Raw genomic sequence first — 21,069 nt, 5'->3', positions numbered from 1 at the left:
ACCTTTGAAGTACGAGCGGACCAGACCAGCCGATGCCAGTAACCATCCTCGACCTGATCCTGCTGGGTGTGATGCTGATTTCGGGCCTGCTCGCCATGGTCCGCGGTTTCATGCGCGAAATCCTGTCGATCGCGGCCTGGGGCGCGGCGGCGATCGTGACGCTCTATTCGTTCTCGAAGCTGCTGCCGACCGCCAAGACCTATTTCAACAACGACACGGTCGCGAGCGTGGTCGTGGTCGCGGGCGTGTTCATCGGCACCCTGGTCGTGGTCTCCGTGATCACGGTGCGGATCTCCGACATGATCCTGGATCTCGCGCATCGGCGCGCTCGACCGCACCCTCGGTTTCCTGTTCGGCTTGGCTCGCGGGCTTTTGATCGTCGTGGTCGCGTTCCTATTCTTCACCTGGCTGGTGCCGGACAAGCAGCGTCCGGACTGGGTCACGGGCGCCAAGTCCCGCGTGGTGCTGCAGGGAACCGGCGATTGGCTGATGGCCCTCTTGCCTGACGACCCCGAGAACACCATCTTAAAAAGATTCAAGAAAAACAAACCAGATGATGATCAAGCTGATTCCGAGCAGCAGCCTTCGGGCAGTGGCGACGGATACAGTAAACCTGCTCGTGACAGTTTGAAGAAACTGATCGAGAAACCTGCGGCGCGTTGATGCCCCTAAAGAGAGGCGCGGACGAGATGCGACACCCTGACCAGGACGCCCAATTCGATCTCGATCCACACGCTGGCCCCGGTCCGGCCGCGCTCGAGGTTCAGGACGATCTGGAGGGGGATACGCTGCGCGAGGAATGCGGCGTCTTCGGCATCTACGGTCACCCCGACGCCGCCGCCATCACCGCGCTCGGCCTGCATGCGCTTCAACATCGCGGCCAGGAGGCCGCCGGCATCGTCTCCTACGACGGCGGCCGTTTTCACAGTGAGCGCCGGCTCGGCCTCGTCGGCGACACCTTCTCCCGCCGCGAGGTGATCGACCGCCTGCCCGGCAACATGGCGGTCGGCCATGTCCGCTATTCCACCACCGGCGCCACCATCCTGCGCAACGTGCAGCCGCTGTTCGCCGAGCTCAATGCCGGCGGCCTCGCGGTGGCCCACAACGGCAACCTCACCAACGGCCTGACGCTGCGCCGCGAGCTCGTGAAGAACGGCGCGATGATGCAGTCGACCACCGACACCGAGGTGATCCTGCACCTGGTCGCGCGCTCCCGCCGCAGCCGCTTCATCGAGCGCTACATCGACGCGCTGCGCGAGATCGAGGGCGCCTATGCGCTGGTCTCGCTGACCAACAAGAAGCTGGTCGGCGCGCGCGATCCGCGCGGCATCCGCCCGCTCGTGCTCGGCGAGCTTGACGGCTGTCCGATCCTGACCTCCGAGACCTGCGCGCTCGACATCATCGGCGCGCGCTTCATTCGCGACATCGAGCCGGGCGAGGTCATCGTGTTCGACGAGAGCGGCCAGGACATCCACAAGCCGTTCCCGCCGATCGCGCCGCGCCCCTGCATCTTCGAGTACATCTATTTCTCCCGGCCGGATTCCATCGTGCACGGCCGCTCAGTCTACGAGGTCCGCAAGGCCTTCGGGGCTCAGCTCGCGCGCGAGAGCCACGTGCCGATCGACGTCGTCGTGCCGGTGCCGGATTCCGGCGTGCCCGCCGCGGTCGGCTACAGCCAGCATTCCGGCGTGCCGTTCGAGCTCGGCATCATCCGCAACCATTATGTCGGCCGCACCTTCATCCAGCCGACGCAGGCGATCCGCGAATCCGGCGTGCGCATGAAGCATTCGGCCAACCGCGCCGCGATCGAGGGCAAGCGCATCATCCTGATCGACGACTCGCTGGTGCGCGGCACCACCTCGAAGAAGATCGTGCGCATGATGCGCGATGCCGGCGCCAAGGAAGTGCACTTCCGCCTCGCCTCGCCGCCGATCCTGTATCCCGATTATTACGGCATCGACCTGCCCGACCGCGGCGGTCTTCTCGCGGCGACGCATTCGCTGGAGGAGATGCGCGAGATCATCGGCGCCGACTCGCTCGCCTTCCTGTCGATCGACGGCATGTACCGCGCCATGGGCGAGCCCGGCCGCGACCCCGCCAATCCGAAGTTCTCGGATCATTGCTTTACCGGGGCGTATCCGACCCACCTCACCGACCAGACCCAGACCGAGCAGCAGCCGCGCCAGCTGTCGCTGCTGGCCGAGGCGAGCTGACGGCGCAGCCGTCATCCCGGGGCGGTCCGTAAGGACCGAACCCGGGATCTTGAGATTCCGGGTCTGGTGCTTCGCACCATCCCGGAATGACAGGTGCAAGCGGGGACTTGTCCCGGCCGTCCACGCCTGTAAAACCCCGCCATGACAAATCCCCTCGCCAACCGCATCGCTCTCGTCACCGGCGCCTCGCGCGGCATCGGCTACGCCACGGCCCTCGCTTTGGCGAAGGCCGGCGCGCATATCGTCGCCACCGCGCGCACGCAAGGCGGGCTGGAAGAGCTCGACGACGAGATCCGCAAGCTCGGCGGCAGCGCCACCCTGGTGCCGCTCAACCTCACCGATTCCGACGGCATCGCGCGGCTCGGCGCCGGGCTGCACGAGCGCTACGGCAAGCTCGATATCCTCGTCGGCAATGCCGGCGTGCTCGGCCCCTCCTCGCCGATCGGCCATATCGAGCCGAAGACCTTCAACGACGTCATGGCCGTCAACGTCTCCGCGAATTTCCAGCTGATCCGCTGCATGGAACCGCTGCTGAGGCAGTCCGACGCCGGCCGCGCCGTGTTCATCACCTCGGGCGCCGCCAACAAGGCCACCGCCTATGTCAGCCCCTATGCCGCCTCCAAGGCCGCGCTGGAAACATTGGCGCGCGCCTGGGCGCAGGAGACCGCGAACACCAAGCTGCGCGTCAACCTGTTCAATCCCGGCCCGGTCCGCACCCGCATGCGCGCAACCCTGATGCCGGGCGAGGATCCCGCGACGCTCGACACGCCCGAGCAGGTCGCCGAATTCATCGTGCCGATGTGCGCGCCCGACTGGACCGAGACCGGCAAGTTCTACGACTACAAGACGCGCACGCTGATGAGCTTCCGCGCGCCGGCCTGATTGACGCCATGGCGATCGATGCCAAGGGTAACGTCTATACCGCCGAGGTCGACACCGGAAAGCGCATCCAGAAATTCAGGCTGACATCGGACGCGCTGGAATAGCGTCTTGACGCATTTTGCCCAAAAGTTAACCGAGAGATGACGCTACGACGCAGCGTCATCCGGCTTTAGGTGCATTGCCGCCGGCTCTCGGACAGGCTAGAGCCATCGGAAGGACCAAGGCTCCCGCAAGAGAGCCGTCCGCATATTTGACAATGGAGGAAACCTTTTATGACGACGACGTTCGCCCGCCGCTCCGCGGCCCTGCTGGCCTGTGCCGCCTTCGGTTTTGCTACATCCGCTTTCGCACAGGACAAGACCGTCAAGATCGGCGTGCTCAACGACATGTCGAGCCTCTATGCCGACATCGGCGGCCCCAATTCCGTGGTCGCGATCAAGATGGCGGTCGAGGATTCCGGCTTGCTCGCGAAGGGATGGAAGATCGACGTCATCAGCGGCGATCACCAGAACAAGCCGGACGTCGGCGTCAACATCGCCCGGCAGTGGATCGACAACGAGAAGATCGACGCGATCGCGGACACGCCGAACTCCGGTGTCGCGCTGGCGGTCAGCAACCTCGTCAAGGAAAAGAACGCGGTGCTGCTGAACTCCGGCGCCGCCTCCGCCGACCTGACCGGCAAGGCCTGCACGCCGAACACGGTGTCCTACACCTATGACACCTACATGCTGGCCAACGGCACCGGCAAGGCACTGACCAAGGCCGGCGGCGACAGCTGGTTTTTCCTGACCGCGGACTATGCCTTCGGTCACGCGCTCGAGCGTGACACCACCGCGGTCGTGACCGCGAACGGCGGCAAGGTGCTCGGCAGCGTCAAGCATCCGATCAACACCGCGGACTTCTCGTCCTTCCTGCTGCAGGCGCAGTCCTCCAAGGCCAAGGTCGTGGGCCTTGCCAACGCCGGTGGCGACACCACGAACTCGATCAAGCAGGCGGCCGAATTCGGCATCGTCTCCGCCGGCCAGAAGCTCGCCGCGCTGCTGCTGTTCATCAACGACGTGCACTCGCTCGGTCTGAAGACCGCGCAGGGCCTGACCTTCACCGAATCGTTCTACTGGGACCTGAACGACAAGACCCGCGAATGGTCCAAGCGGTTCTCCAAGCTTGCCAGCAAGAACGCGATGCCCTCGATGACCCAGGCCGGCAATTACGCGATGGTGCTGCATTATCTCAAGGCGATGGAAGCGCTCGGCGGCAATCCGCATGACGGCGCGAAGGTCGTCGCCAAGATGAAGGAACTGCCGACCGACGATCCGCTGTTCGGCAACGGCCCGCTGCGCCAGGACGGCCGCCGGCTCATCCCGGCCTATCTGTTCGAGGTGAAGAAGCCCGAGGAGTCGAAGGGACCGTGGGACTATTACAAGCAGATCGCCACGATCTCGGCGGAAGATGCCGCCAAGCCGCTCAAGGACAGCGATTGTCCGCTGGTGAAGAAGTGACCGCGTAGCGGTCCATACGGTCTTGACGGCGTCATGCCCGGGCTTGTCCCGGGCATTTTCGTTTGGGGCTTCAAAAAAAACAGCTGTAGGGTGGGCAAAGCGAAGGGTGCCCACGATTTCTTCGTTTCACGAACAGGTCGTGGGCACGGCGCTTATGCGCCTTTGCCCCACCCTACGAGGCCGTCCTCGTCGCCCCCAGCGTCCGCACCGCGATCGTCACGCACAGCACCATCAGTCCCGCCGCAAGCAGGAATGGCGCGCCGGGCAGATGCAGCGGCGCGCTGCTGCCGATGAAATAGGAAAAGGTCAGCGTGAACAGGAACGGACCGACGAGCTGCGAGACGCTCTGCACGCTCGCCGACGCGCCCTGCAGCTGGCCCTGCTGATCGGGCGAGACGAGCCGCGTCATCAGGGCCTGCGATGCGGCGCCGGAGATCCCCCACAGCGCCAGAATGGGAATGCCGATCCAGGATAGCGGCCCGGTCGGCGCCGCGCCCAGGACCGCGAAGCCGAGCGCACCGCAGCACAGGCCGAGCAGCAAAGCGTTCCGCTCGCCAAGCACACGCACGATGGGGCCGATCGCGAGCCCCTGCACCACCATGGCGCAGATGCCGACCATCGCCAGCGTCAATCCCACGGTCTTGGAATCCCAGCCGTAGCGGTAGGTCGCATAGAGCACGAAGGTCGAGGGCAGCACGACATGCGCGACCTGCGCGATGAAGTTCACGACCGACAAGGCGGCCAGCACCCCGTTGGATCGCAACAGACGCAGTGCCCCGATCGGACTGGCACTCCTCCAGCGGAACGGCGCGCGCTTGTCGGGCGCCAGCGATTCCGGCAGAACGAACAGTCCATAGAGCGCATTGGCGAAGCTCAGGGCCGCAGAGGCCCAGAACGGCAGGCGCGGATCGATGTCGCCGAGCAGACCGCCGAGCGCCGGCCCCAGGATGAAGCCGGCCCCGAAGGCAGCGCCGACCCTGCCGAAGACCGCCGCGCGCCGCTCCGGCGGCGTGATGTCGGCGATATAGGCAAAGGCGGTCGAGATGCTGGCCGAAGTAATGCCTGATATCACGCGGCCGATGAACAGCCAGAGCAGAGACGGGGCCAGCGCCATCAGCACGTAGTCGGCGGCCAGGCCGAAATTCGACAGCAGCACCACCGGCCGCCGTCCGAACCGATCGGAGAGCGCGCCGAGCAGCGGGGAGAACACGAATTGCATCAGAGCCCAGGCGGTGCCGAACAGGCCGAAGATGCGGGCCGCATGCGCGGTGTCGTTGTCGACGAAGCTCTCGATCAGCTTCGGCAGGATCGGCATGATCACGCCGAGCGCGAGCATGTCGAGCAGGATGGTGACGAAGATGAAAACGACCGCGCCGCCCCTCGCCGGCACAGCGCCTTGCGCCGCTGCCGCTCCGGCACCGTCGCTCATGACGGGCGCTTGCGTTTGTGCGCGAACGGATTGGCCTTCTCGCGCAGGGTGATGCGCACCGGCGTGCCTGGCAGATCGAAGCTCTCGCGCATGGAATTGGTGAGGTAGCGCAAATAGGATTGCGGCACCGCGTCGGCGCGCGAGCAGAACAGCACGAAGCTCGGCGGACGCGCCTTGTTCTGCGTGATGTAGTTCAGCTTCAGCCTGCGGCCGGACACCGCCGGCGGCGGGTTGGCCTGGACCGCCTGCTCGAACCAGCGATTGAGTGCCGAGGTCGGCACGCGCCTGTTCCAGACCGCATAGGCGTCCTGGATCGCCTGCATCAGGCGGTCGATGCCTTCGCCCATCAGGCCCGACACGGCGACAATAGGCACGCCCTTGACCTGCGGCAGCCAGTGGTCGGCATCACGGCGCAAAGTCGAGATCGCGCCGCCGCCCTTCGTCTCCATCAGGTCCCATTTGTTGACGGCGAGCACGATGGCGCGGCCCTCGCGCTCGATCAGATCGGCGATGCGCAGATCCTGCTCCTCGAAGCGGTTTTGCGTGTCCATCATCAGCACGACGACTTCGGCAAAGCGCACCGCGCGCAGCGCATCGGCGACCGAGAGCTTTTCCAGCTTCTCCTCGATGCGCGAACGCCGGCGCAGGCCGGCGGTGTCGAACACGCGAAAATCGCGGCCCTTCCAGTGGATCTCGACCGCGATGGAATCGCGCGTGGTGCCGGCCTCCGGGCTCGTCAGCAGCCGCTCCTCGCCGAGCAGATGATTGATCAGCGTCGACTTGCCGGCATTGGGCCGGCCGACGATGGCGACGCGGATCGGACGCGTCGCGGCCTCTTCCTCGGAGAGCGGCGCGTCGTCCTCGATCTCGTCTTCGTCGACGGGCTCCGGCATCAGCTTGGCGAGCGCATCGTAGAGCTCGCCCATGCCCTCACCGTGCTCGGCCGAGATCTGGATGGGATCGCCAAGGCCGAGCGCGAAGGCTTCCATCGCGCCGGCATCGCCGTGCTTACCCTCGCTCTTGTTGGCGATCAGCAGCACCGGCTTGTTGGCCTTGCGGGCGAAATCGGCGAAGGCGCGATCGGTCGGGGTGAGGCCGATGCGGGCATCGATGACGAAGAACAGCGCGTCGGCTTGCGCGATCGCGGCCTCGGTCTGCTCCTGCATGCGCGCGGTCAGCGAACCCTTGGCGCCCTCGTCGAGGCCGGCGGTGTCGATGATGGTGAAGTGGAGATCGCCGAGCCTGGCCTCGCCCTCGCGGCGGTCGCGGGTGACACCCGGCAAATCATCGACGAGCGCGAGCTTCTGTCCGACCAGGCGGTTGAACAGCGTCGATTTGCCGACATTGGGCCGGCCGATGATGGCGATCGTGAAGGACATCGGTCATTCGTGCGCTGCCAGGGCTGCGCGTGTCAATGAAATGAATGATCAGCGCGAGAAGCTGCCGCTCGGCAGCGGCGCCGGGAAAGCGCCCTGCGATTGCTGCTGCGTGGTCTGGGTCGGTTGCGCCTGCTGGACCGGCTGATCCGGCGGCGGCGCGGTGGTGCGCTTGCGGACGATCTTGTGCTTGGGCGGCGGAGCGGCCGTGGGCGGCGCCGCCTCGGGCTGGGCCTCGCCGTCGACCTCGCCGGCAGGCGCCTCGGCCGGCGCGACGGCAGCGGCCGGCTGCCTGGTGTGCTTCGCCTTGGCGCCCTTCCCCGGCTTGGCCGGCTCCGGCGGCGGCTCCGCGGGCAAAGCCGCGACGGCAGGCGCGTTCGGATCGGGCTGCTGCTGAGCGCCTTTGTACAGATCCTTCGGCACGCCCTGCTCGAGGCCCGGCACACCTTCCGGGAAGACCGGCTTGCGGTCGCCCGGCAGCTTCTTCTTGGTATCGAGGAAGTCGAGCAAGTCGCTTGGATCGAAGCTGGAGCAGCCGCCCAGGCCGCCGGTGAAGGCGATCAGGACGGCGGCTGCGATCAAGCGTGGCGTGCGGCGCATCTTGTGTCTCGTTTACGTCAGAGGGCCCGTCGGTCAGCTTTTGGCGACGGGCGGCAGCAGGGCCTGGAGCGCCTCGGCGCGCGAGCGCAGGCCGGGCGGGGTTTCATTGTCCTCGCCAATCGCGTCGAGCCATTTGCGGGCCGCGGTCATGTCGTTGTTGCGCCAGGCCGACAGCGCCAGCATCTCGCGGGCGCTGTGGCGGAAGGTCGCCTTGGGCTCGGCGGAGGGCTGCAGCCGCTGCAGCATGTCGGCATAGCTGGCGCTGTCGAGCATGAGGCCGGCGGCGCGGATCTTCGCCAGATCCTGCCACTCACCGCCGACGCTGCGGTCGGCAGCAATATCGTCATACATCTTCGCGGCGGCCTTGGGATCGCGCGCGGCAGCCTCGGCGGCGGCGCGCAGCCGTGCCAGGGTGCGATAACCCGACGGCGCCTTGGCGGCGAGCTCGGTGAAGGCGGCCTCGGCCTCGGCGTGCTTGTCCTGCTCGGACAGCTCCGCCGCCTTCTCGAAGGCGGCGCCGGCCTCGGCGGCCTTCTTGGCCTCAAAGTACTTGTAGCCCTGCCAGCCAGCGGCCGCGGCCACGACCAGCACCATCAGGGCGATGAAGTAGATGGAATACTTGTCCCACAGCCTCTTGAACTGTTCGCGACGTACTTCCTCGTCGACTTCGTCAAATAATTCAGACACTTATGCTAATCCCATACCCGTCCGGGTGCGCGCGCCGAAGCGTCCGCGTCAGGAATCCCGTCCCCCGTGTGGCGGCGAGGTACCCTAACGATATGGCGGTGGCAAGGCAAAGCGAGCCCGATCAAGGCGTTAACCACCCGGGAGAGCCCGGATGGGCCCTGCCCGGCTCAAGCTCCGAGCAGCTCCCGCAGCTGCCGCTTCAATACCTTGCCGTTGGCGTTACGCGGCAACGGGTCGGCCGTGATCGCCATGGTTTCGGGAACCTTGTAGTCGGACAGCCGCTCCGCGCACCAGGCCCGCAAGTCGCTGTCGGCCACCGGCGCCCGCGTCACCACCACGGCATGGACGCGCTCACCCAGCACCGGGCAGGCTTTGGCGATGATCGCGCTCTCGACCACGGCGGGATGGCCGGCCAGCACGGATTCGACCTCGGCCGAATAGATCTTCAGGCCGCCGCGATTGATCATGTCCTTCTGCCGGTCGAACACGCGGACGAATCCCTCCGCATCGACCGAGCCGAGATCGCCGGAGTGCCAGAACCCGCTAGTGAAGCTTTCGGCGGTGGCCTTCGGATTATTCCAATAGCCCTTGATGACGGAGGCGCTCTGGATCCAGAGCTCGCCGATCTCGCCGCGCGGCAGTTCGTGGCCATCCGGATCCATCGCCACGATCCGCGCGCCGGGGCACGGCAGGCCGACGCTGTCGATGTGGCTCTCGGTCAGCTCGCCCGGCATGATCGTCGAGGGTGACGTCGTCTCGGTCGCGCCGTAGCAGTTCATCAGCTTCAGGCCAGGAATGGTCGCCTTGAGCTTCTCGATGGTCGCGACCGGCATCGGCGCGCCGCCGAAGCCGCCGATGCGCCAGCTCGACAGGTCGTAGCGGTCGAAATCCGGCTGCAGCAGGCAGAGATTATACATCGCCGGCACCATCACCGTGTAGGTGACGCGCTCGCGCGCGGCGAGCTTGAGGTAATCGGCGGCTTTGAACTCCGGCATGATGATCAGCGCGCCGCCGCAGCGGATCATGGTGGTGATGTTGGCGACGACGCCGGTGACGTGGCCGAGCGGCACCGCCGCGATCGAGCGATCAGCTTGCGTCAATTGCAGGCAGGACACGAACACCATCGAGGAATGGACGATGTTGCAATGGGCCAGCATCGCGCCCTTCGGCTTGCCCGTGGTGCCCGAGGTGTAGAGGATCATCGCGGTGTCCTCCTCGCTCACCTCGACCGGCGCCGGTGCCGGCGCGTTGTCGGCGAGCGTGGCGAAGCGCGATCGGGCCGGATCCTCGTCGATGGCGACGCGATGGATCGGATCGGGCAAATCCTGCGCGTCGGGCAGCCGCTCGGCGAGCGAGGCCTCGTGGATCAGGATCCTCGCGCCGCAATCGCCAAGCACATAGGCGATCTCCGGCTTCTGCTGGCGCGTGCTCAGCAGCACCGTGACCAGCCCCTCATGCGCGGCGGCAAACAGCAGCAGCGGAAATTCGATGCGGTTGCCGAGCAAGATCGCCACGCGGTCGCCGCGCTGCAAGCCCAGCTTGCGAAAGCCCGCCGCGATCCGTGTCGCCTGCTCCACGGCCTGCCGCCAGCTGAGCCGGACATTGCCCGCAATCAATGCCTCGCCATCCGGATTGCGGGCGCAGGCGTCCGCGATCATCGCCCACAGGCTCGCCGGCCGGTCGCAAAACGCCGGCATCACCCGATCGCCGAACCGCGCCTCGAGGCCGCATCGGCGGAATCTGAGATTGCGACCAGTCCATCGGAACGCCCTCGGCTTGCTGCTCTTGTCACGTTCCGCGCACGGCTGCGCGGATGGGTCTTGCGCTGAGCAGCTATCTAACTTTGGCGCATGATCGTGTCGGAAAACCGGTCCACACGTTGCGCGACCGCGGCCCTTCGGGTCCGGTTCATGCGCTACACCCCGACGACCGGCACGCCGATCACGACCGGATGGAACGCGAACGCCAGGGCCACATAGGCGACCACGCCGACCCCGACCGCGATCAGATCGTTGGTGATGCCGCCCACCGGTATGGGCGGGCCGCCGGCGTCGGTGCGAGCTTTTAGCGAAATGCGGTCATAGACGGCCCAGCCCAGGAACGAGCCGAACAGGATGATGGAGCCGAGATCGCCATTGGCCAAAAGATGCGCCGCAGCCCACAGCTTGATGCCGGCCAGCATCGGATGCTTCAGCGTCGCATAGATTCGGCCGCGCAAATAAGAGGCGACCACCAGGATCACCGCAGGCAGCATCAGCGCGACCGTGATGTGCTTCATCGCCTTGGGCGGATACCAGACGTCGATCCAGCCCGTCGCGCGATATTGGGCAAAGCCCCAGACGATCAGCGCGAGCCCCGCGAGCGAGACCAGCGTGTAGAGGATCTTGTAGGTCCCCTCGCCCAGCCTTGCGATCGCCTGCGCGCGCGCGTCTCGTTTGGTTGTGAAAACATGGGCCGCAAAGAACAGCACCAGCCCCAGGATCATGACCAGCAGACCCACGACATCCTCCCCGCAAAGCAGCCCCCACCAAATGGCGTATCATCGATTGGCCGCGGGCCGCAACTCTTACCCCTCATGGTGAGGAGCGCGCCCTTGCGCGCGTCTCGAACCATAGAGGCCCGACTGTCACCTCGGCCCTCATCCTTCGAGACGCGCGTGACGAACGCGCTCCTCAGGATGAGGGGATGGAGCTATTTTCCAAGCTCGCGATTGTCGACATAGCGGACCGCGATCGGCCGGCCTGCCAGGGCGCCGCCGAGACCGCCGGTGAATTTCAGCGGCAGGCAGGCTTTCAGCGATGAATTGATCGCGTCGAGGTAGGTGGCTCGGGTCTCGGCGGGCACGCCGGAGGTCGCATATGTGAGGCGCGGCGGGCCGATCAGGCCGCCGTCTCTGTTGAAGCTGAAGCGCACCGACACCTGCATGCCCGCGCGCGCATTGTCCGATGGCGGCGACCAGCAGCTGCGCAACGCGGCGAAGAGGTCCGCGATCGTATCGAGATCGTGATCCGGCTTCTGGTATTTGGCGCGGTCGGCCTCGGATGGAACACTCTGGATGGTGAGCTGGAGGTTCTGGCCGTAGGGGTAGTCGATCTCGGGAATGCAGGGGCCGGGTTCGAGCGGGCTGCAATAGGACGGCGTGCATGGTCCGTAGTCGAGCACGCTGCACGGCTCGTGCGCAAACGGGATCGGATTGATCTGGCGAGGTCGCGCGTCAGCGGCGCTAGCAGCAACGAGGGTTAGCAATAGAACCAAGATTGCGCGCAGCATGAATGACACCGCGGTGAGTGACCACAATCAAATCGGGAGGCCTTGATGTGGCATCAAGCCCATTTCGCGTTCACATGCTCGCGTTCACCCTCGGTGTCGTCGTCCGGCCAGTGCGCAATCGCGCGCTAGGACCGGACGACCCAGTACGCCGCGGCAGTTGTGATGAGCCTCGATGTCTCTGGAATACTGGATGCCCCGCCTTCGCGGGGCATGACAGCGGAGGGTGTGGTTAGGCACCCGAGTAGGCAGCCCCTACCCCTTCTTCTTGACGTCCTTGACGTTGGTGAACTCGATGCCCTCGGCGCGCTCCTTGGTGTAGCCGAGATAGAACTCGTTCCGCGCCAGATACACGGGATCGCCGTCGACGTCGTCGGCGATGCTGGAGGTGTTGGCGGCGATGAAGCTGTCGAGCTTCTTGCGGTCCTGCGAGGAGACCCAGCGCGCCAGCTGGAATTCGCTGACCTCGAACTCGACCGGCAACGAATATTCCGCCTCGAGCCGCGCCTTCAGCACGTCGAGCTGCAGGGCGCCGACGACGCCGACCAATGCCGGGGCGCCGTCGCGCGGGCGGAACACCTGCACCACGCCCTCTTCCGACATCTGCTGCAGCGCTTCCTTCAGCTTCTTGGCCTTCATCGCGTCGGTGAGCCGTACCCGGCGCACGATTTCCGGCGCGAAGCTCGGCACGCCGACGAAGTTGAAATCCTCGCCTTCGGTCAGGGTGTCGCCGATGCGCAGCGTGCCGTGATTGGGAATGCCGACGACGTCGCCGGCGAAGGCTTCGTCCGCGACCGAGCGGTCCTGGGCGAAGAAGAATTGCGGGCTCGACAGCGGCATGCTCTTGCCGGTGCGCACCAGCTTGGCCTTCATGCCGCGGCTGAGCTTGCCGGAGCAGAGGCGCGCGAACGCGATGCGGTCACGGTGGTTCGGATCCATGTTGGCCTGGATCTTGAACACGAAGGCACTCATGCGCGGATCGGTGGCCTCGACCCTGCGCTGGTCGCTGTCCTGCGCGCGCGGCGAGGGCGCGAACTTGCCGAGGCCTTCCAGGAGGTCGCCGACGCCGAAATTGCGCAGCGCGCTGCCGAAATAGACCGGCGTCAGATGGCCTTCGCGGAACGCCTCGAGTTCGAACGGCTTTGACGCCGCCGTGACGAGCTCGAGCTCGTCCTTCACGGCAGCGACGTCGAGATTGGCGTTGAGCTTGGCGAGCTCCTCGATCGCGATCTGCTGCGCCGCGCCGGTCTTGGCGCCGCCGCCTTCGAGCAGGCGCACGCCGCCATTGACGACGTCGTAGGTGCCGAGGAAGTCGCGGCCGCGGCCGACCGGCCAGGTCATCGGCGTGGTGTCGAGTGCCAGCGTCTTCTCGATCTCGTCGAGCAGCTCGAAGACGTCGCGGCTTTCGCGGTCCATCTTGTTGATGAAGGTGATGATCGGAATATCGCGCAGGCGGCACACCTCGAACAGCTTGCGGGTGCGCGCCTCGATGCCCTTGGCGGCGTCGATCACCATGACGGCGGAATCGACCGCGGTGAGCGTGCGATAGGTGTCTTCGGAAAAGTCCTCGTGGCCCGGCGTGTCCAGGAGGTTGAAGACGAGGCCCTCAAACTCGAAGGTCATCACCGAGGTCACGACCGAGATGCCGCGCTCGCGCTCGATCTTCATCCAGTCCGAACGGGTGTTGCGCCGCTCGCCCTTGGCCTTGACCTGGCCGGCCAGGTTGATGGCGCCGCCGAACAGCAGCAGCTTCTCGGTCAGCGTGGTCTTGCCGGCGTCGGGGTGCGAGATGATCGCAAAGGTGCGCCGCCGCGCGACTTCCGCGGCAAGCGGGGAACGGGCCGGCGATTCGGCGGTGGTGGTGGCGATGTCGGACATGGCGGCAGCGTTTGGCAGGGAAAATGGGCCTGATCAAGCCTCAATTGGCGATTGCGAAGCCCTTCGGCCAGCCCCATATCGGCTTGAATCGGATCGATCTTGGGGAAGGACGGCCTTCCCCCTCATCAGCCTGTCAGCCTGCGGGGACGCCCCTGCCTTGAATGGAGGGTCGTCATGGCCTGGAGCATCCTGTTCGTCGCCGGACTTCTCGAGATCACCTGGGCGATCGGCCTGAAATACACCGAGGGTTTTACCAGGCTTGTTCCGTCCGTCGTCACGCTGGCGGCCATGGCCGGCAGCGTCGTCCTGCTCGGCCTCGCGCTCAAATCGCTGCCGGTCGGAACCGCCTATGCGGTGTGGACCGGGATCGGCGCCGTCGGCACCGCGACGCTGGGCATCGTCCTGTTCGGGGAGCCGGCCACGGCGCTGCGGCTTGCCAGCATCGGCCTGATCGTCGCCGGGATCGTCGGGCTGAAGCTCGTCACCTGACGAAGAGCTGGACCGCCCACCAGGTCAGCGCCGCGACGATGCCCGACGCCGGAATCGTGATCACCCAGGCATAGACGATCGAGCTTGCCACGTTCCAGCGCACCGCCGAGACGCGGCGGGCCGCGCCGACGCCGACGATGGCGCCGGTGATGGTGTGCGTGGTCGAGACCGGAACTCCGAGGAAGGTCGCCATGAACAGTGTCGCCGCGCCGCCCGTCTCGGCGCAGAAGCCCTGCATCGGCGTCAGCTTGGTGATGCGCAGGCCCATGGTGCGGACGATGCGCCAGCCGCCCATCAAGGTGCCCAGCGCCATCGCCGCCTGGCATGACAGCACCACCCAGAACGGCACCGAGAAGTCGCTGCCGAGATGGCCCTGCGAATACAGCAGCACGGCGATGATGCCCATGGTCTTCTGCGCGTCGTTGCCGCCATGGCCGAGCGAATAAAGCGAGGCGGAGGCGAACTGAAGGATGCGGAAGGCGCGATCGACCGCGAACGGCGTCGAGCGCACCGAGGCCCAGGACACGATCGCCACCAGCATCATCGCGAGCAGGAAGCCGACCAGCGGCGACAGCACGATCGCCAGCACCGTCTTGGTCAATCCGCTCCACACCGCCGCGGAGATTCCGGCCTTGGCCATGCCGCCGCCGACGAGCCCGCCGATCAGCGCGTGCGAGGACGAGGACGGGATGCCGAGCGCCCAGGTCACCAGGTTCCAGACGATGGCGCCGACGAGCGCGGCGAAGATCACCTGGGGATCGACGATCGCCGGATCGATGATGCCGGTGCCGATGGTCTGGGCGACGTGCAGCCCGAACACCAGAAAGGCGATGAAATTGAAGAACGCGGCCCAGAACACCGCATATTGCGGCCGCAACACGCGGGTCGAGACGATGGTCGCGATCGAATTGGCGGCGTCGTGCAGGCCGTTCAGGAAGTCGAACAGCAGCGCGACGGCGATCAAGCCGACCAGGATGGGAAGACCCAGCGCAGCATCCACGGCCAGGCCCTACTTAAAGCTTGCGCATGATCTGAGCGGAAAACCGCCGCACACTTTTCCGGATCATGCGCTACACCTGCTCGATGACGATGCTGTTGATCTCGTTCGCGACGTCGTCGAAACGATCAGCCACCTTCTCAAGGTGGTCGTAGATCTCGACGCCGACGATGAAGTCCATCGCATTGCCGTTGCGGTGCTTGAGGAACAGCTCCTTCAGCCCGATGTCGTGGAGATCGTCGACGCGGCCTTCCAGCTTGCCCAGCTCTTCCGTGATCGCAGTGAGCATGGCCACGTTCGGGCCGATCGACTGCATCAGCGGCAGTGCACGGCCGACCAGGTTGGCGCATTCGATCAGAAGCGCGCCGATCTCGCGCATCGGCGGCTCGAAGGTGCGGACCTCGAACAGCATCACGGCCTTGGCGGTCTGCTGCATCTGGTCGATGGCGTCGTCCAGCGAGGTGATCAGGTTCTTGATGTCGCCGCGGTCGAACGGGGTGATGAAGGTGCGGCGCACCGCCGTCAGCACCTCGCGGGTGATGTTGTCGGCGTCGTTCTCGAACTGGTTGACGCGCTGGCAATAGACCGGCGTCTCCTCGCCCCCGTTGAGCATGCCCTGGAGCGCGATCGAGCCCTGGATCACCGTCTGGGCATGTCGGTCGAACAGGTCGAAGAACCGTTCTTCCTTGGGCAGGAAAGCACGAAACCATCGCATCATGGGGATAGGCTACCGGTTGGAAAATGGCCCGGCCCAAGGGGCCGTCATCGAACTGTCATAAACCATTTTCGCGCCGCGCGCGTGTCATCTCACGCCCGCGGAGCCGGATCATCCACCGCTTTCACGCGACAAGTAAATTGACCTTAAATCAATTACTTAGAGCGATCTCCGGAAGTAATGCGCGATTTCACCGACGACGCCGCGGCGGAAGGTGAGCACGCAGACCACGAAGATCGCGCCCTGGATCACCGTCACCCACTGGCCGAAACCCGCCAGATATTGCTGCATGGCGATGATCACGAAGGCGCCGACCACGGGGCCGAAGATGGTGCCGAGGCCGCCGACCAGCGTCATCAGCACGACCTCGCCGGACATCGACCAATGGACGTCGGTGAGCGAGGCGTTCTGCGCCACGAACACTTTCAGCGCGCCGGCAAAGCCGGCCAGCGTGCCTGAAAGCACGAAGGCCAGGAACTTGTACTGGTCGGTCCGGTAGCCGAGCGAGATCGCCCGCGGCTCGTTCTCGCGGATCGCCTTCAGCACCTCGCCGAACGGCGAGTTGATGATACGGAAGATCAAGAGGAAGCCGGCGAGGAACCCGGCCAGCACGACGTAATACAGCACCGTCGGCTTCGACAGATCGAAGATGCCGAACATGTGTCCCTGCGGGATGCCCTGGATGCCGTCCTCACCGTGGGTGAACGGGGCCTGGAGGTAGATGAAGTACAAGAGCTGCGACAGCGCCAGCGTGATCATCGAGAAGTAGATGCCCTGGCGGCGGATCGAGATGTAGCCGGTGACGATCGAGAGCACGAACGCCGCAGCGATGCCGACGAGGATGCCGAGCTCGGGCGGCAAGGCCCACACCTTCAACGCATGCGCGCTGCAATAGCCGGCAGTGCCCAGGAACATCGCGTGGCCGAACGACAACAGGCCGCCATAGCCGACCAGCAGGTTGAAGGCGCAGGCGAGCAGCGCAAAGCACAGCGCCTGCATGACGAAGAACGGGTAGACGCCCGTGAACGGCACCGTCGCGAGCAGCAGCGCCATCACCACGAAGACAATCATCTCGTCGCGCATCGCGCGAGGAGTTACCGGCAGCGTGTCGTCCGTCAGGGTTGTCATATCAGGCCGCCCTTCCCGTCAATCCCGTTGGCTTCACCAAGAGCACCAGCACCATCAGCACGAACACGACGGTATTGGAGGCCTCGGGGTAGAAATATTTGGTCAGACCCTCGATCACCCCGAGCGCGAAGCCGGTGATGATGGAGCCCATGATCGATCCCATGCCGCCGATCACGACCACCGCGAACACGACGATGATGAGGTCGGCGCCCATCAGCGGCCGCACCTGGTTGATCGGCGCCGAGAGCACGCCGGCGAGCGCGGCGAGGCCGACGCCGAGACCGTAAGTTAGCGTGATCATGCGCGGCACGTTGATGCCGAAGGCGCGCACCAGAGTCGGATTTTCAGTGGCGGCGCGCAGGTATGCGCCAAGCTGGGTCTTCTCGATCAGGAACCAGGTCGCAAGGCACACGACCAGCGAGAACACGACCACCCAGCCGCGATAGATCGGCAAGAACATGAAGCCGAGATTCATGCCGCCCTTGAGCTGGTCCGGAATGGCGTAAGGCAGGCCGGACGAGCCGAAATAGTTCTGGAACACGCCCTGCACGATCAGCGCGATGCCGAAGGTCAGGAGCAGGCCGTACAGATGATCGAGCCCGGTCAGCCATTGCAGCATGGTCCGCTCGAGGATCATGCCGAAGATGCCGACGATGATGGGCGCCAGCAGCAACGCCCACCAATAGTTGATGCCGCCGAGGTTCAGCAGGAAATAGGCGACGAAGGCGCCCATCATGTAGAGCGCGCCATGGGCGAAATTGATGATGTTGAGCATGCCGAAGATCACGGCAAGCCCGAGACTGAGCAGCGCGTAGAACGAGCCGTTGATCAGTCCCACCAGTAGCTGAGCGTAAAGAGCCTGCATCGATCAATCTCGTACCCGGTCGCGTTATGCCAATTCATTCTGCCGCGCCCGCGGGCGCGGCCAACTCACTTCTTCACCAGGGGACAGGCGCTTTCCGACAGCGGCCGGAAGGCCTGCTCGCCGGGGGTCGTGCCGATCAGCTTGTAATAGTCCCACGGCCCCTTGGATTCCTCGGGCTTCTTCACCTCGAAGAGATAGGCCGGATGCAGCTTGCGGCCGTCGGCGCGGATCGTGCCCTTGCCGAACAGCGCGTCGTCCGTCGGCATCTCCTTCATCTTGGCGACGACCTTGGCGCCGTCATGCGGATTGCCACCCATCGCCTCAAGCGCCTTGAAATAGTGCAGCAGGCCTGAATAGACGCCGGCCTGCACCATCGAAGGCATCGCCTTGTTCTTCATGCGCTCGGAGAAGCGCTTGGAGAACGCGCGCGTCCCGTCGTTCATGTCCCAATAGAAAGTCTCGGTGAAGTTCAGGCCCTGCGCCACCTTCAGGCCGAGCGCATGCACGTCGGTGATGAAGAGAAGCAGGCCCGCAAGCTTCTGGCCGCCGGAGACGATGCCGAACTCCGCCGCCTGCTTGATCGTGTTGGTGGTGTCGCCGCCGGCATTCGCCATGCCGATGATCTTGGCTTTGGACGCTTGCGCTTGAAGCAGGAACGACGAGAAGTCGGCGGTATTGAGGGGATGCTTGACGTTGCCGATCACCTTGCCGCCCGATTTCAGCACGACCGCGGCAGTGTCGCGCTCGAGGGCATGGCCGAAGGCGTAGTCCGCGGTCAGGAAGTACCAGGTGTCGCCGCCCGACTTCACCAGCGCCTGCCCCGTGCTGTTGGCCAGCATGTAGGTGTCATAGACCCAGTGGACCGTGTTCGGCGAGCACTGCGCGTTGGTGAGATCCGACGTCGCTGCGCCGGTGTCGATCAGGATGGAATTCTTCTCCTTGACGACATTGTTGACCGCCAGCGCAACGCCGGAGTTCAGGACATCCATGAAGATGTCGACCTTCTCGACGTCGATCCATTGCCGGGCAATCGTGGAGCCGATGTCGGGCTTGTTCTGATGGTCCGCGGAGATCAGGTCGAGCTTCCAGCCCTTGGCCGCGAGCCCGGAATCCTCGATCGCCATCTGCGCGGCGACGGTCGAGCCAGGGCCGCCGAGGTCGGCATAGAGTCCCGAATTGTCGGTCAGCACGCCGATCTTGATGTTCTTGTCCTGCGCGACCGCGGCACCTGCCGAACCGAAGGCCAGCGCTGTGCCGAGCAACATTGCCGAAATGCCGTGCTTCATGATCCGCTCCCCAGTATGGCTTTAATAGTTACTCTCGATGGTCCGGCCTGCACAGCTACACACCGAGATAGGTGTGGAGCTTGTCCATGTTGGCGGCAAGCTCGGCATTGGAAAATCCGTCAATGATCTTGCCATGCTCGACCACGTAATAGCGGTCGGCGACCGTGGAGGCGAAGCGGAAATTCTGCTCGACAAGGAGGATCGTGAAGCCCTCCTTCTTGAGCCGCGCAATGGTGTGGCCGATCTGCTGGATGATGACGGGCGCAAGGCCTTCGGTCGGCTCGTCCAGCATCAGGAAGCTCGCGCCGGTGCGCAGGATGCGCGCGATCGCGAGCATCTGCTGCTCGCCTCCGGACAACTTGGTACCCTGGCTGTTGAGCCGCTCCTTCAGGTTCGGAAACAGCTCGAATATCTGTTCGAGCGGCAATCCGCCTTCACGGACCACCGGCGGCAGCATCAAGTTCTCGCGCACATCGAGACTGGCGAATATGCCCCGCTCTTCCGGGCAGAACGCGATGCCCATGCGCGCGATCTTGTCGGAGCTCGCGCGGATAATCTCCTGGTTGTTGAACTTCACCGAGCCGGTACGCTTGCCGATGATGCCCATGATCGACTTCAGCGTGGTCGTCTTGCCGGCGCCGTTGCGCCCGAGCAGGGTGACGACCTCGCCCGCATTCACGTCGAAGTTGATCCCGTGCAGGATGTGGGACTCGCCGTACCAGGCTTCGAGGTTGCGGACTTGAAGGATGTTTCCGCCGGTCGCAACCTTGGCCGGAGCCTCGGCAATCGCAGTGTCAGGCATGCCCGGCTCCCAAGTATGCTTCCTTAACGCGCTCGTCCTTGGTGAGCTCGCTGTAATGACCTTGCGCGAGCACCTGCCCGCGCGTCAGCACGGTGATGATGTCGGAGAGGTTGGCCACGACGCTCAAATTATGCTCGACCATCAGGATGGTATATTTCGCGGAGATGCGCTTGATCAGGGCCGCGATCTTGTCGATGTCCTCGTGGCCCATGCCGGCCATCGGCTCGTCCAGCAGCATCATCTCCGGGTCGAGCGCGAGCGTGGTTGCAATTTCGAGTGCACGCTTGCGCCCATAGGGCATCTCGACCGCGGGCGTGTTGGCAAATTCGCTGAGACCGACATCGTTGAGGAGCTCGCGGGCGCGGTCGTTGAAGCGGTTGAGGACCGACTTGGAGCGCCAGAAATCGAACGAAGAGCCGTGCTGGCGCTGAAGCGCGACACGGACGTTCTCCTGCGCGGTGAGATGCGGAAATACCGCCGAAATCTGGAACGAACGAACAAGCCCCAGGCGAGCCACATCGGCCGGCGCCATCGCCGTGATGTCCTGCCCCTTGTACAGGATTTTTCCGGCAGACGGTTTGAGGAACTTGGTCAGAAGATTGAAGCAGGTCGTCTTGCCGGCCCCGTTCGGGCCGATCAACGCGTGAATGCTCCCACGGCGAACCTTGAGCGCAACGTCGCGGACGGCGAAGAAGCCCGCGAACTCCTTGGTCAAGCCTTCCGTTTCGAGAATGAACTCATCGGCCAAACAGATTTCCCCCTGCCCGCGCGCCGCGCGTGGCTATCCTTGTTGCTTCGGCTTTCCGGTGGCCTTGGAGCCTGTCCTTGAAGCCCATCCGGAACGCCGCCTCCGGGCGCGGAATATGCCGGAGGTGACGGGGGTTAGGCAAGGCGGAAAGCTGAGCAGATCAGGTCTCCGGCTGGGATACAGATGCTCCCTTAGTCGGAGGTGCGTG

18 protein-coding genes and 2 pseudogenes are annotated in these 21,069 nt (G+C 64.9%); 5 read left to right on the top strand and 15 right to left on the bottom strand.

Annotated features, from left to right (window positions below; translation table 11 throughout):
• Window positions 1-32: 32 nt before the first annotated feature.
• From ACETMP_RS04280 to ACETMP_RS04265, 4 genes and pseudogenes are all read left to right on the top strand, one after another.
• Window positions 33-663, top strand: a pseudogene (locus ACETMP_RS04280) (CvpA family protein).
• A gap of 26 nt (window positions 664-689) precedes the next feature.
• Window positions 690-2,213 (top strand): amidophosphoribosyltransferase, encoded by a 1,524-nt coding sequence (purF, locus tag ACETMP_RS04275; RefSeq protein WP_375160011.1) that lies wholly within the window; start codon window positions 690-692, stop codon window positions 2,211-2,213.
• A 141-nt stretch (window positions 2,214-2,354) separates the two neighbouring features.
• Entirely contained in the window at window positions 2,355-3,095 is a 741-nt protein-coding gene (locus ACETMP_RS04270; RefSeq protein WP_375160010.1) for an SDR family NAD(P)-dependent oxidoreductase, read from the top strand.
• A gap of 272 nt (window positions 3,096-3,367) precedes the next feature.
• Window positions 3,368-4,594 carry an ABC transporter substrate-binding protein gene (locus ACETMP_RS04265; RefSeq protein ID WP_375160009.1) on the top strand — a complete coding sequence of 409 codons (1,227 nt, stop codon included), beginning with the start codon at window positions 3,368-3,370 and terminating at the stop codon, window positions 4,592-4,594.
• Between the two features lie 172 nt (window positions 4,595-4,766).
• Here ACETMP_RS04265 and ACETMP_RS04260 read toward each other — a convergent pair whose 3' ends face one another.
• The 8 genes and pseudogenes from ACETMP_RS04260 to ACETMP_RS04225 all read right to left on the bottom strand — a co-directional run bounded on the left by ACETMP_RS04260 (window position 4,767) and on the right by ACETMP_RS04225 (window position 13,831).
• Window positions 4,767-6,023, bottom strand: coding sequence for a TCR/Tet family MFS transporter (locus ACETMP_RS04260; protein ID WP_375160008.1), 1,257 nt, complete (start codon window positions 6,021-6,023; stop codon window positions 4,767-4,769).
• Window positions 6,020-7,402, bottom strand: a complete 1,383-nt coding sequence (der, locus tag ACETMP_RS04255) for a ribosome biogenesis GTPase Der (RefSeq protein ID WP_375160007.1) — start codon at window positions 7,400-7,402, stop codon at window positions 6,020-6,022. The genes ACETMP_RS04260 and der overlap by 4 nt, the downstream gene beginning before the upstream one ends.
• 48 nt (window positions 7,403-7,450) lie before the next feature.
• A complete protein-coding gene (locus ACETMP_RS04250) occupies window positions 7,451-7,999 on the bottom strand; it encodes a hypothetical protein (protein WP_375160006.1) in 549 nt (182 codons plus the stop codon).
• Between the two features lie 33 nt (window positions 8,000-8,032).
• Window positions 8,033-8,686 carry a tetratricopeptide repeat protein gene (locus tag ACETMP_RS04245; RefSeq protein WP_375160005.1) on the bottom strand — a complete coding sequence of 218 codons (654 nt, stop codon included), beginning with the start codon at window positions 8,684-8,686 and terminating at the stop codon, window positions 8,033-8,035.
• Window positions 8,687-8,853: 167 nt separating this feature from the next.
• Window positions 8,854-10,447, bottom strand: a pseudogene (locus ACETMP_RS04240) (class I adenylate-forming enzyme family protein).
• Window positions 10,448-10,601: 154 nt separating this feature from the next.
• On the bottom strand, window positions 10,602-11,186 hold the full coding sequence (locus ACETMP_RS04235) for an NnrU family protein (RefSeq protein WP_375160004.1): 585 nt from the start codon (window positions 11,184-11,186) through the stop codon (window positions 10,602-10,604).
• Window positions 11,187-11,377: 191 nt separating this feature from the next.
• Window positions 11,378-11,956 (bottom strand): hypothetical protein, encoded by a 579-nt coding sequence (locus ACETMP_RS04230; RefSeq protein WP_375160003.1) that lies wholly within the window; start codon window positions 11,954-11,956, stop codon window positions 11,378-11,380.
• Between the two features lie 252 nt (window positions 11,957-12,208).
• Window positions 12,209-13,831 carry a peptide chain release factor 3 gene (locus ACETMP_RS04225; RefSeq protein WP_375160002.1) on the bottom strand — a complete coding sequence of 541 codons (1,623 nt, stop codon included), beginning with the start codon at window positions 13,829-13,831 and terminating at the stop codon, window positions 12,209-12,211.
• A 174-nt stretch (window positions 13,832-14,005) separates the two neighbouring features.
• Here ACETMP_RS04225 and sugE point away from each other — a divergent pair, with 174 nt between their 5' ends.
• Window positions 14,006-14,320: a quaternary ammonium compound efflux SMR transporter SugE gene (gene sugE, locus ACETMP_RS04220; RefSeq protein WP_028136879.1), complete on the top strand. Its 315-nt coding sequence runs from the start codon at window positions 14,006-14,008 to the stop codon at window positions 14,318-14,320.
• On the opposite strand, the gene ACETMP_RS04215 is transcribed toward sugE, so the two are convergent.
• From ACETMP_RS04215 to ACETMP_RS04185, 7 genes are all read right to left on the bottom strand, one after another.
• Window positions 14,313-15,320, bottom strand: a complete 1,008-nt coding sequence (locus tag ACETMP_RS04215; RefSeq protein WP_375160001.1) for an anion permease — start codon at window positions 15,318-15,320, stop codon at window positions 14,313-14,315. The two genes, sugE and ACETMP_RS04215, sit on opposite strands and share 8 nt — an antisense overlap.
• Window positions 15,321-15,390: 70 nt before the next feature.
• The gene (locus tag ACETMP_RS04210) at window positions 15,391-16,035 is read right to left on the bottom strand and encodes a DUF47 domain-containing protein (RefSeq protein ID WP_375160000.1); all 645 of its coding nucleotides are present in this window, start codon (window positions 16,033-16,035) and stop codon (window positions 15,391-15,393) included.
• A 156-nt stretch (window positions 16,036-16,191) separates the two neighbouring features.
• On the bottom strand, window positions 16,192-17,160 hold the full coding sequence (locus tag ACETMP_RS04205; RefSeq protein ID WP_375159999.1) for a branched-chain amino acid ABC transporter permease: 969 nt from the start codon (window positions 17,158-17,160) through the stop codon (window positions 16,192-16,194).
• A gap of 1 nt (window position 17,161) precedes the next feature.
• A complete protein-coding gene (locus ACETMP_RS04200) occupies window positions 17,162-18,025 on the bottom strand; it encodes a branched-chain amino acid ABC transporter permease (protein WP_008551982.1) in 864 nt (287 codons plus the stop codon).
• A 65-nt stretch (window positions 18,026-18,090) separates the two neighbouring features.
• The gene (locus ACETMP_RS04195; RefSeq protein ID WP_028136883.1) at window positions 18,091-19,311 is read right to left on the bottom strand and encodes an ABC transporter substrate-binding protein; all 1,221 of its coding nucleotides are present in this window, start codon (window positions 19,309-19,311) and stop codon (window positions 18,091-18,093) included.
• Window positions 19,312-19,366: 55 nt separating this feature from the next.
• Complete coding sequence (locus ACETMP_RS04190) at window positions 19,367-20,113, bottom strand: ABC transporter ATP-binding protein (protein WP_375159998.1); 747 nt, start codon at window positions 20,111-20,113, stop codon at window positions 19,367-19,369.
• On the bottom strand, window positions 20,106-20,861 hold the full coding sequence (locus ACETMP_RS04185) for an ABC transporter ATP-binding protein (RefSeq protein WP_028136885.1): 756 nt from the start codon (window positions 20,859-20,861) through the stop codon (window positions 20,106-20,108). The genes ACETMP_RS04190 and ACETMP_RS04185 overlap by 8 nt, the downstream gene beginning before the upstream one ends.
• Window positions 20,862-21,069: the final 208 nt, after the last annotated feature.

The sequence above is a fragment of the Bradyrhizobium dasycarpum genome (genome assembly GCF_042019905.1).
In the GTDB taxonomy this organism is placed as follows: domain Bacteria; phylum Pseudomonadota; class Alphaproteobacteria; order Rhizobiales; family Xanthobacteraceae; genus Bradyrhizobium; species Bradyrhizobium japonicum_B.
Note: the sequence above shows the minus strand (reverse complement) of the source record. Positions and strands in the feature narration are given on the sequence as shown.

Coding starts and splice junctions, on each gene's coding strand:
- ACETMP_RS04250 (WP_375160006.1), bottom strand. CDS start 7,999: ATGCGCCGCACGCCACGCTTGATCGCAGCCGCCGTCCTGATCGCCTTC.
- ACETMP_RS04210 (WP_375160000.1), bottom strand. CDS start 16,035: ATGATGCGATGGTTTCGTGCTTTCCTGCCCAAGGAAGAACGGTTCTTC.
- ACETMP_RS04225 (WP_375160002.1), bottom strand. CDS start 13,831: ATGTCCGACATCGCCACCACCACCGCCGAATCGCCGGCCCGTTCCCCG.
- ACETMP_RS04205 (WP_375159999.1), bottom strand. CDS start 17,160: ATGACAACCCTGACGGACGACACGCTGCCGGTAACTCCTCGCGCGATG.
- sugE (WP_028136879.1), top strand. CDS start 14,006: ATGGCCTGGAGCATCCTGTTCGTCGCCGGACTTCTCGAGATCACCTGG.
- purF (WP_375160011.1), top strand. CDS start 690: ATGCGACACCCTGACCAGGACGCCCAATTCGATCTCGATCCACACGCT.
- ACETMP_RS04270 (WP_375160010.1), top strand. CDS start 2,355: ATGACAAATCCCCTCGCCAACCGCATCGCTCTCGTCACCGGCGCCTCG.
- ACETMP_RS04260 (WP_375160008.1), bottom strand. CDS start 6,023: ATGAGCGACGGTGCCGGAGCGGCAGCGGCGCAAGGCGCTGTGCCGGCG.
- ACETMP_RS04265 (WP_375160009.1), top strand. CDS start 3,368: ATGACGACGACGTTCGCCCGCCGCTCCGCGGCCCTGCTGGCCTGTGCC.
- ACETMP_RS04195 (WP_028136883.1), bottom strand. CDS start 19,311: ATGAAGCACGGCATTTCGGCAATGTTGCTCGGCACAGCGCTGGCCTTC.
- der (WP_375160007.1), bottom strand. CDS start 7,402: ATGTCCTTCACGATCGCCATCATCGGCCGGCCCAATGTCGGCAAATCG.
- ACETMP_RS04200 (WP_008551982.1), bottom strand. CDS start 18,025: ATGCAGGCTCTTTACGCTCAGCTACTGGTGGGACTGATCAACGGCTCG.
- ACETMP_RS04230 (WP_375160003.1), bottom strand. CDS start 11,956: ATGCTGCGCGCAATCTTGGTTCTATTGCTAACCCTCGTTGCTGCTAGC.
- ACETMP_RS04190 (WP_375159998.1), bottom strand. CDS start 20,113: ATGCCTGACACTGCGATTGCCGAGGCTCCGGCCAAGGTTGCGACCGGC.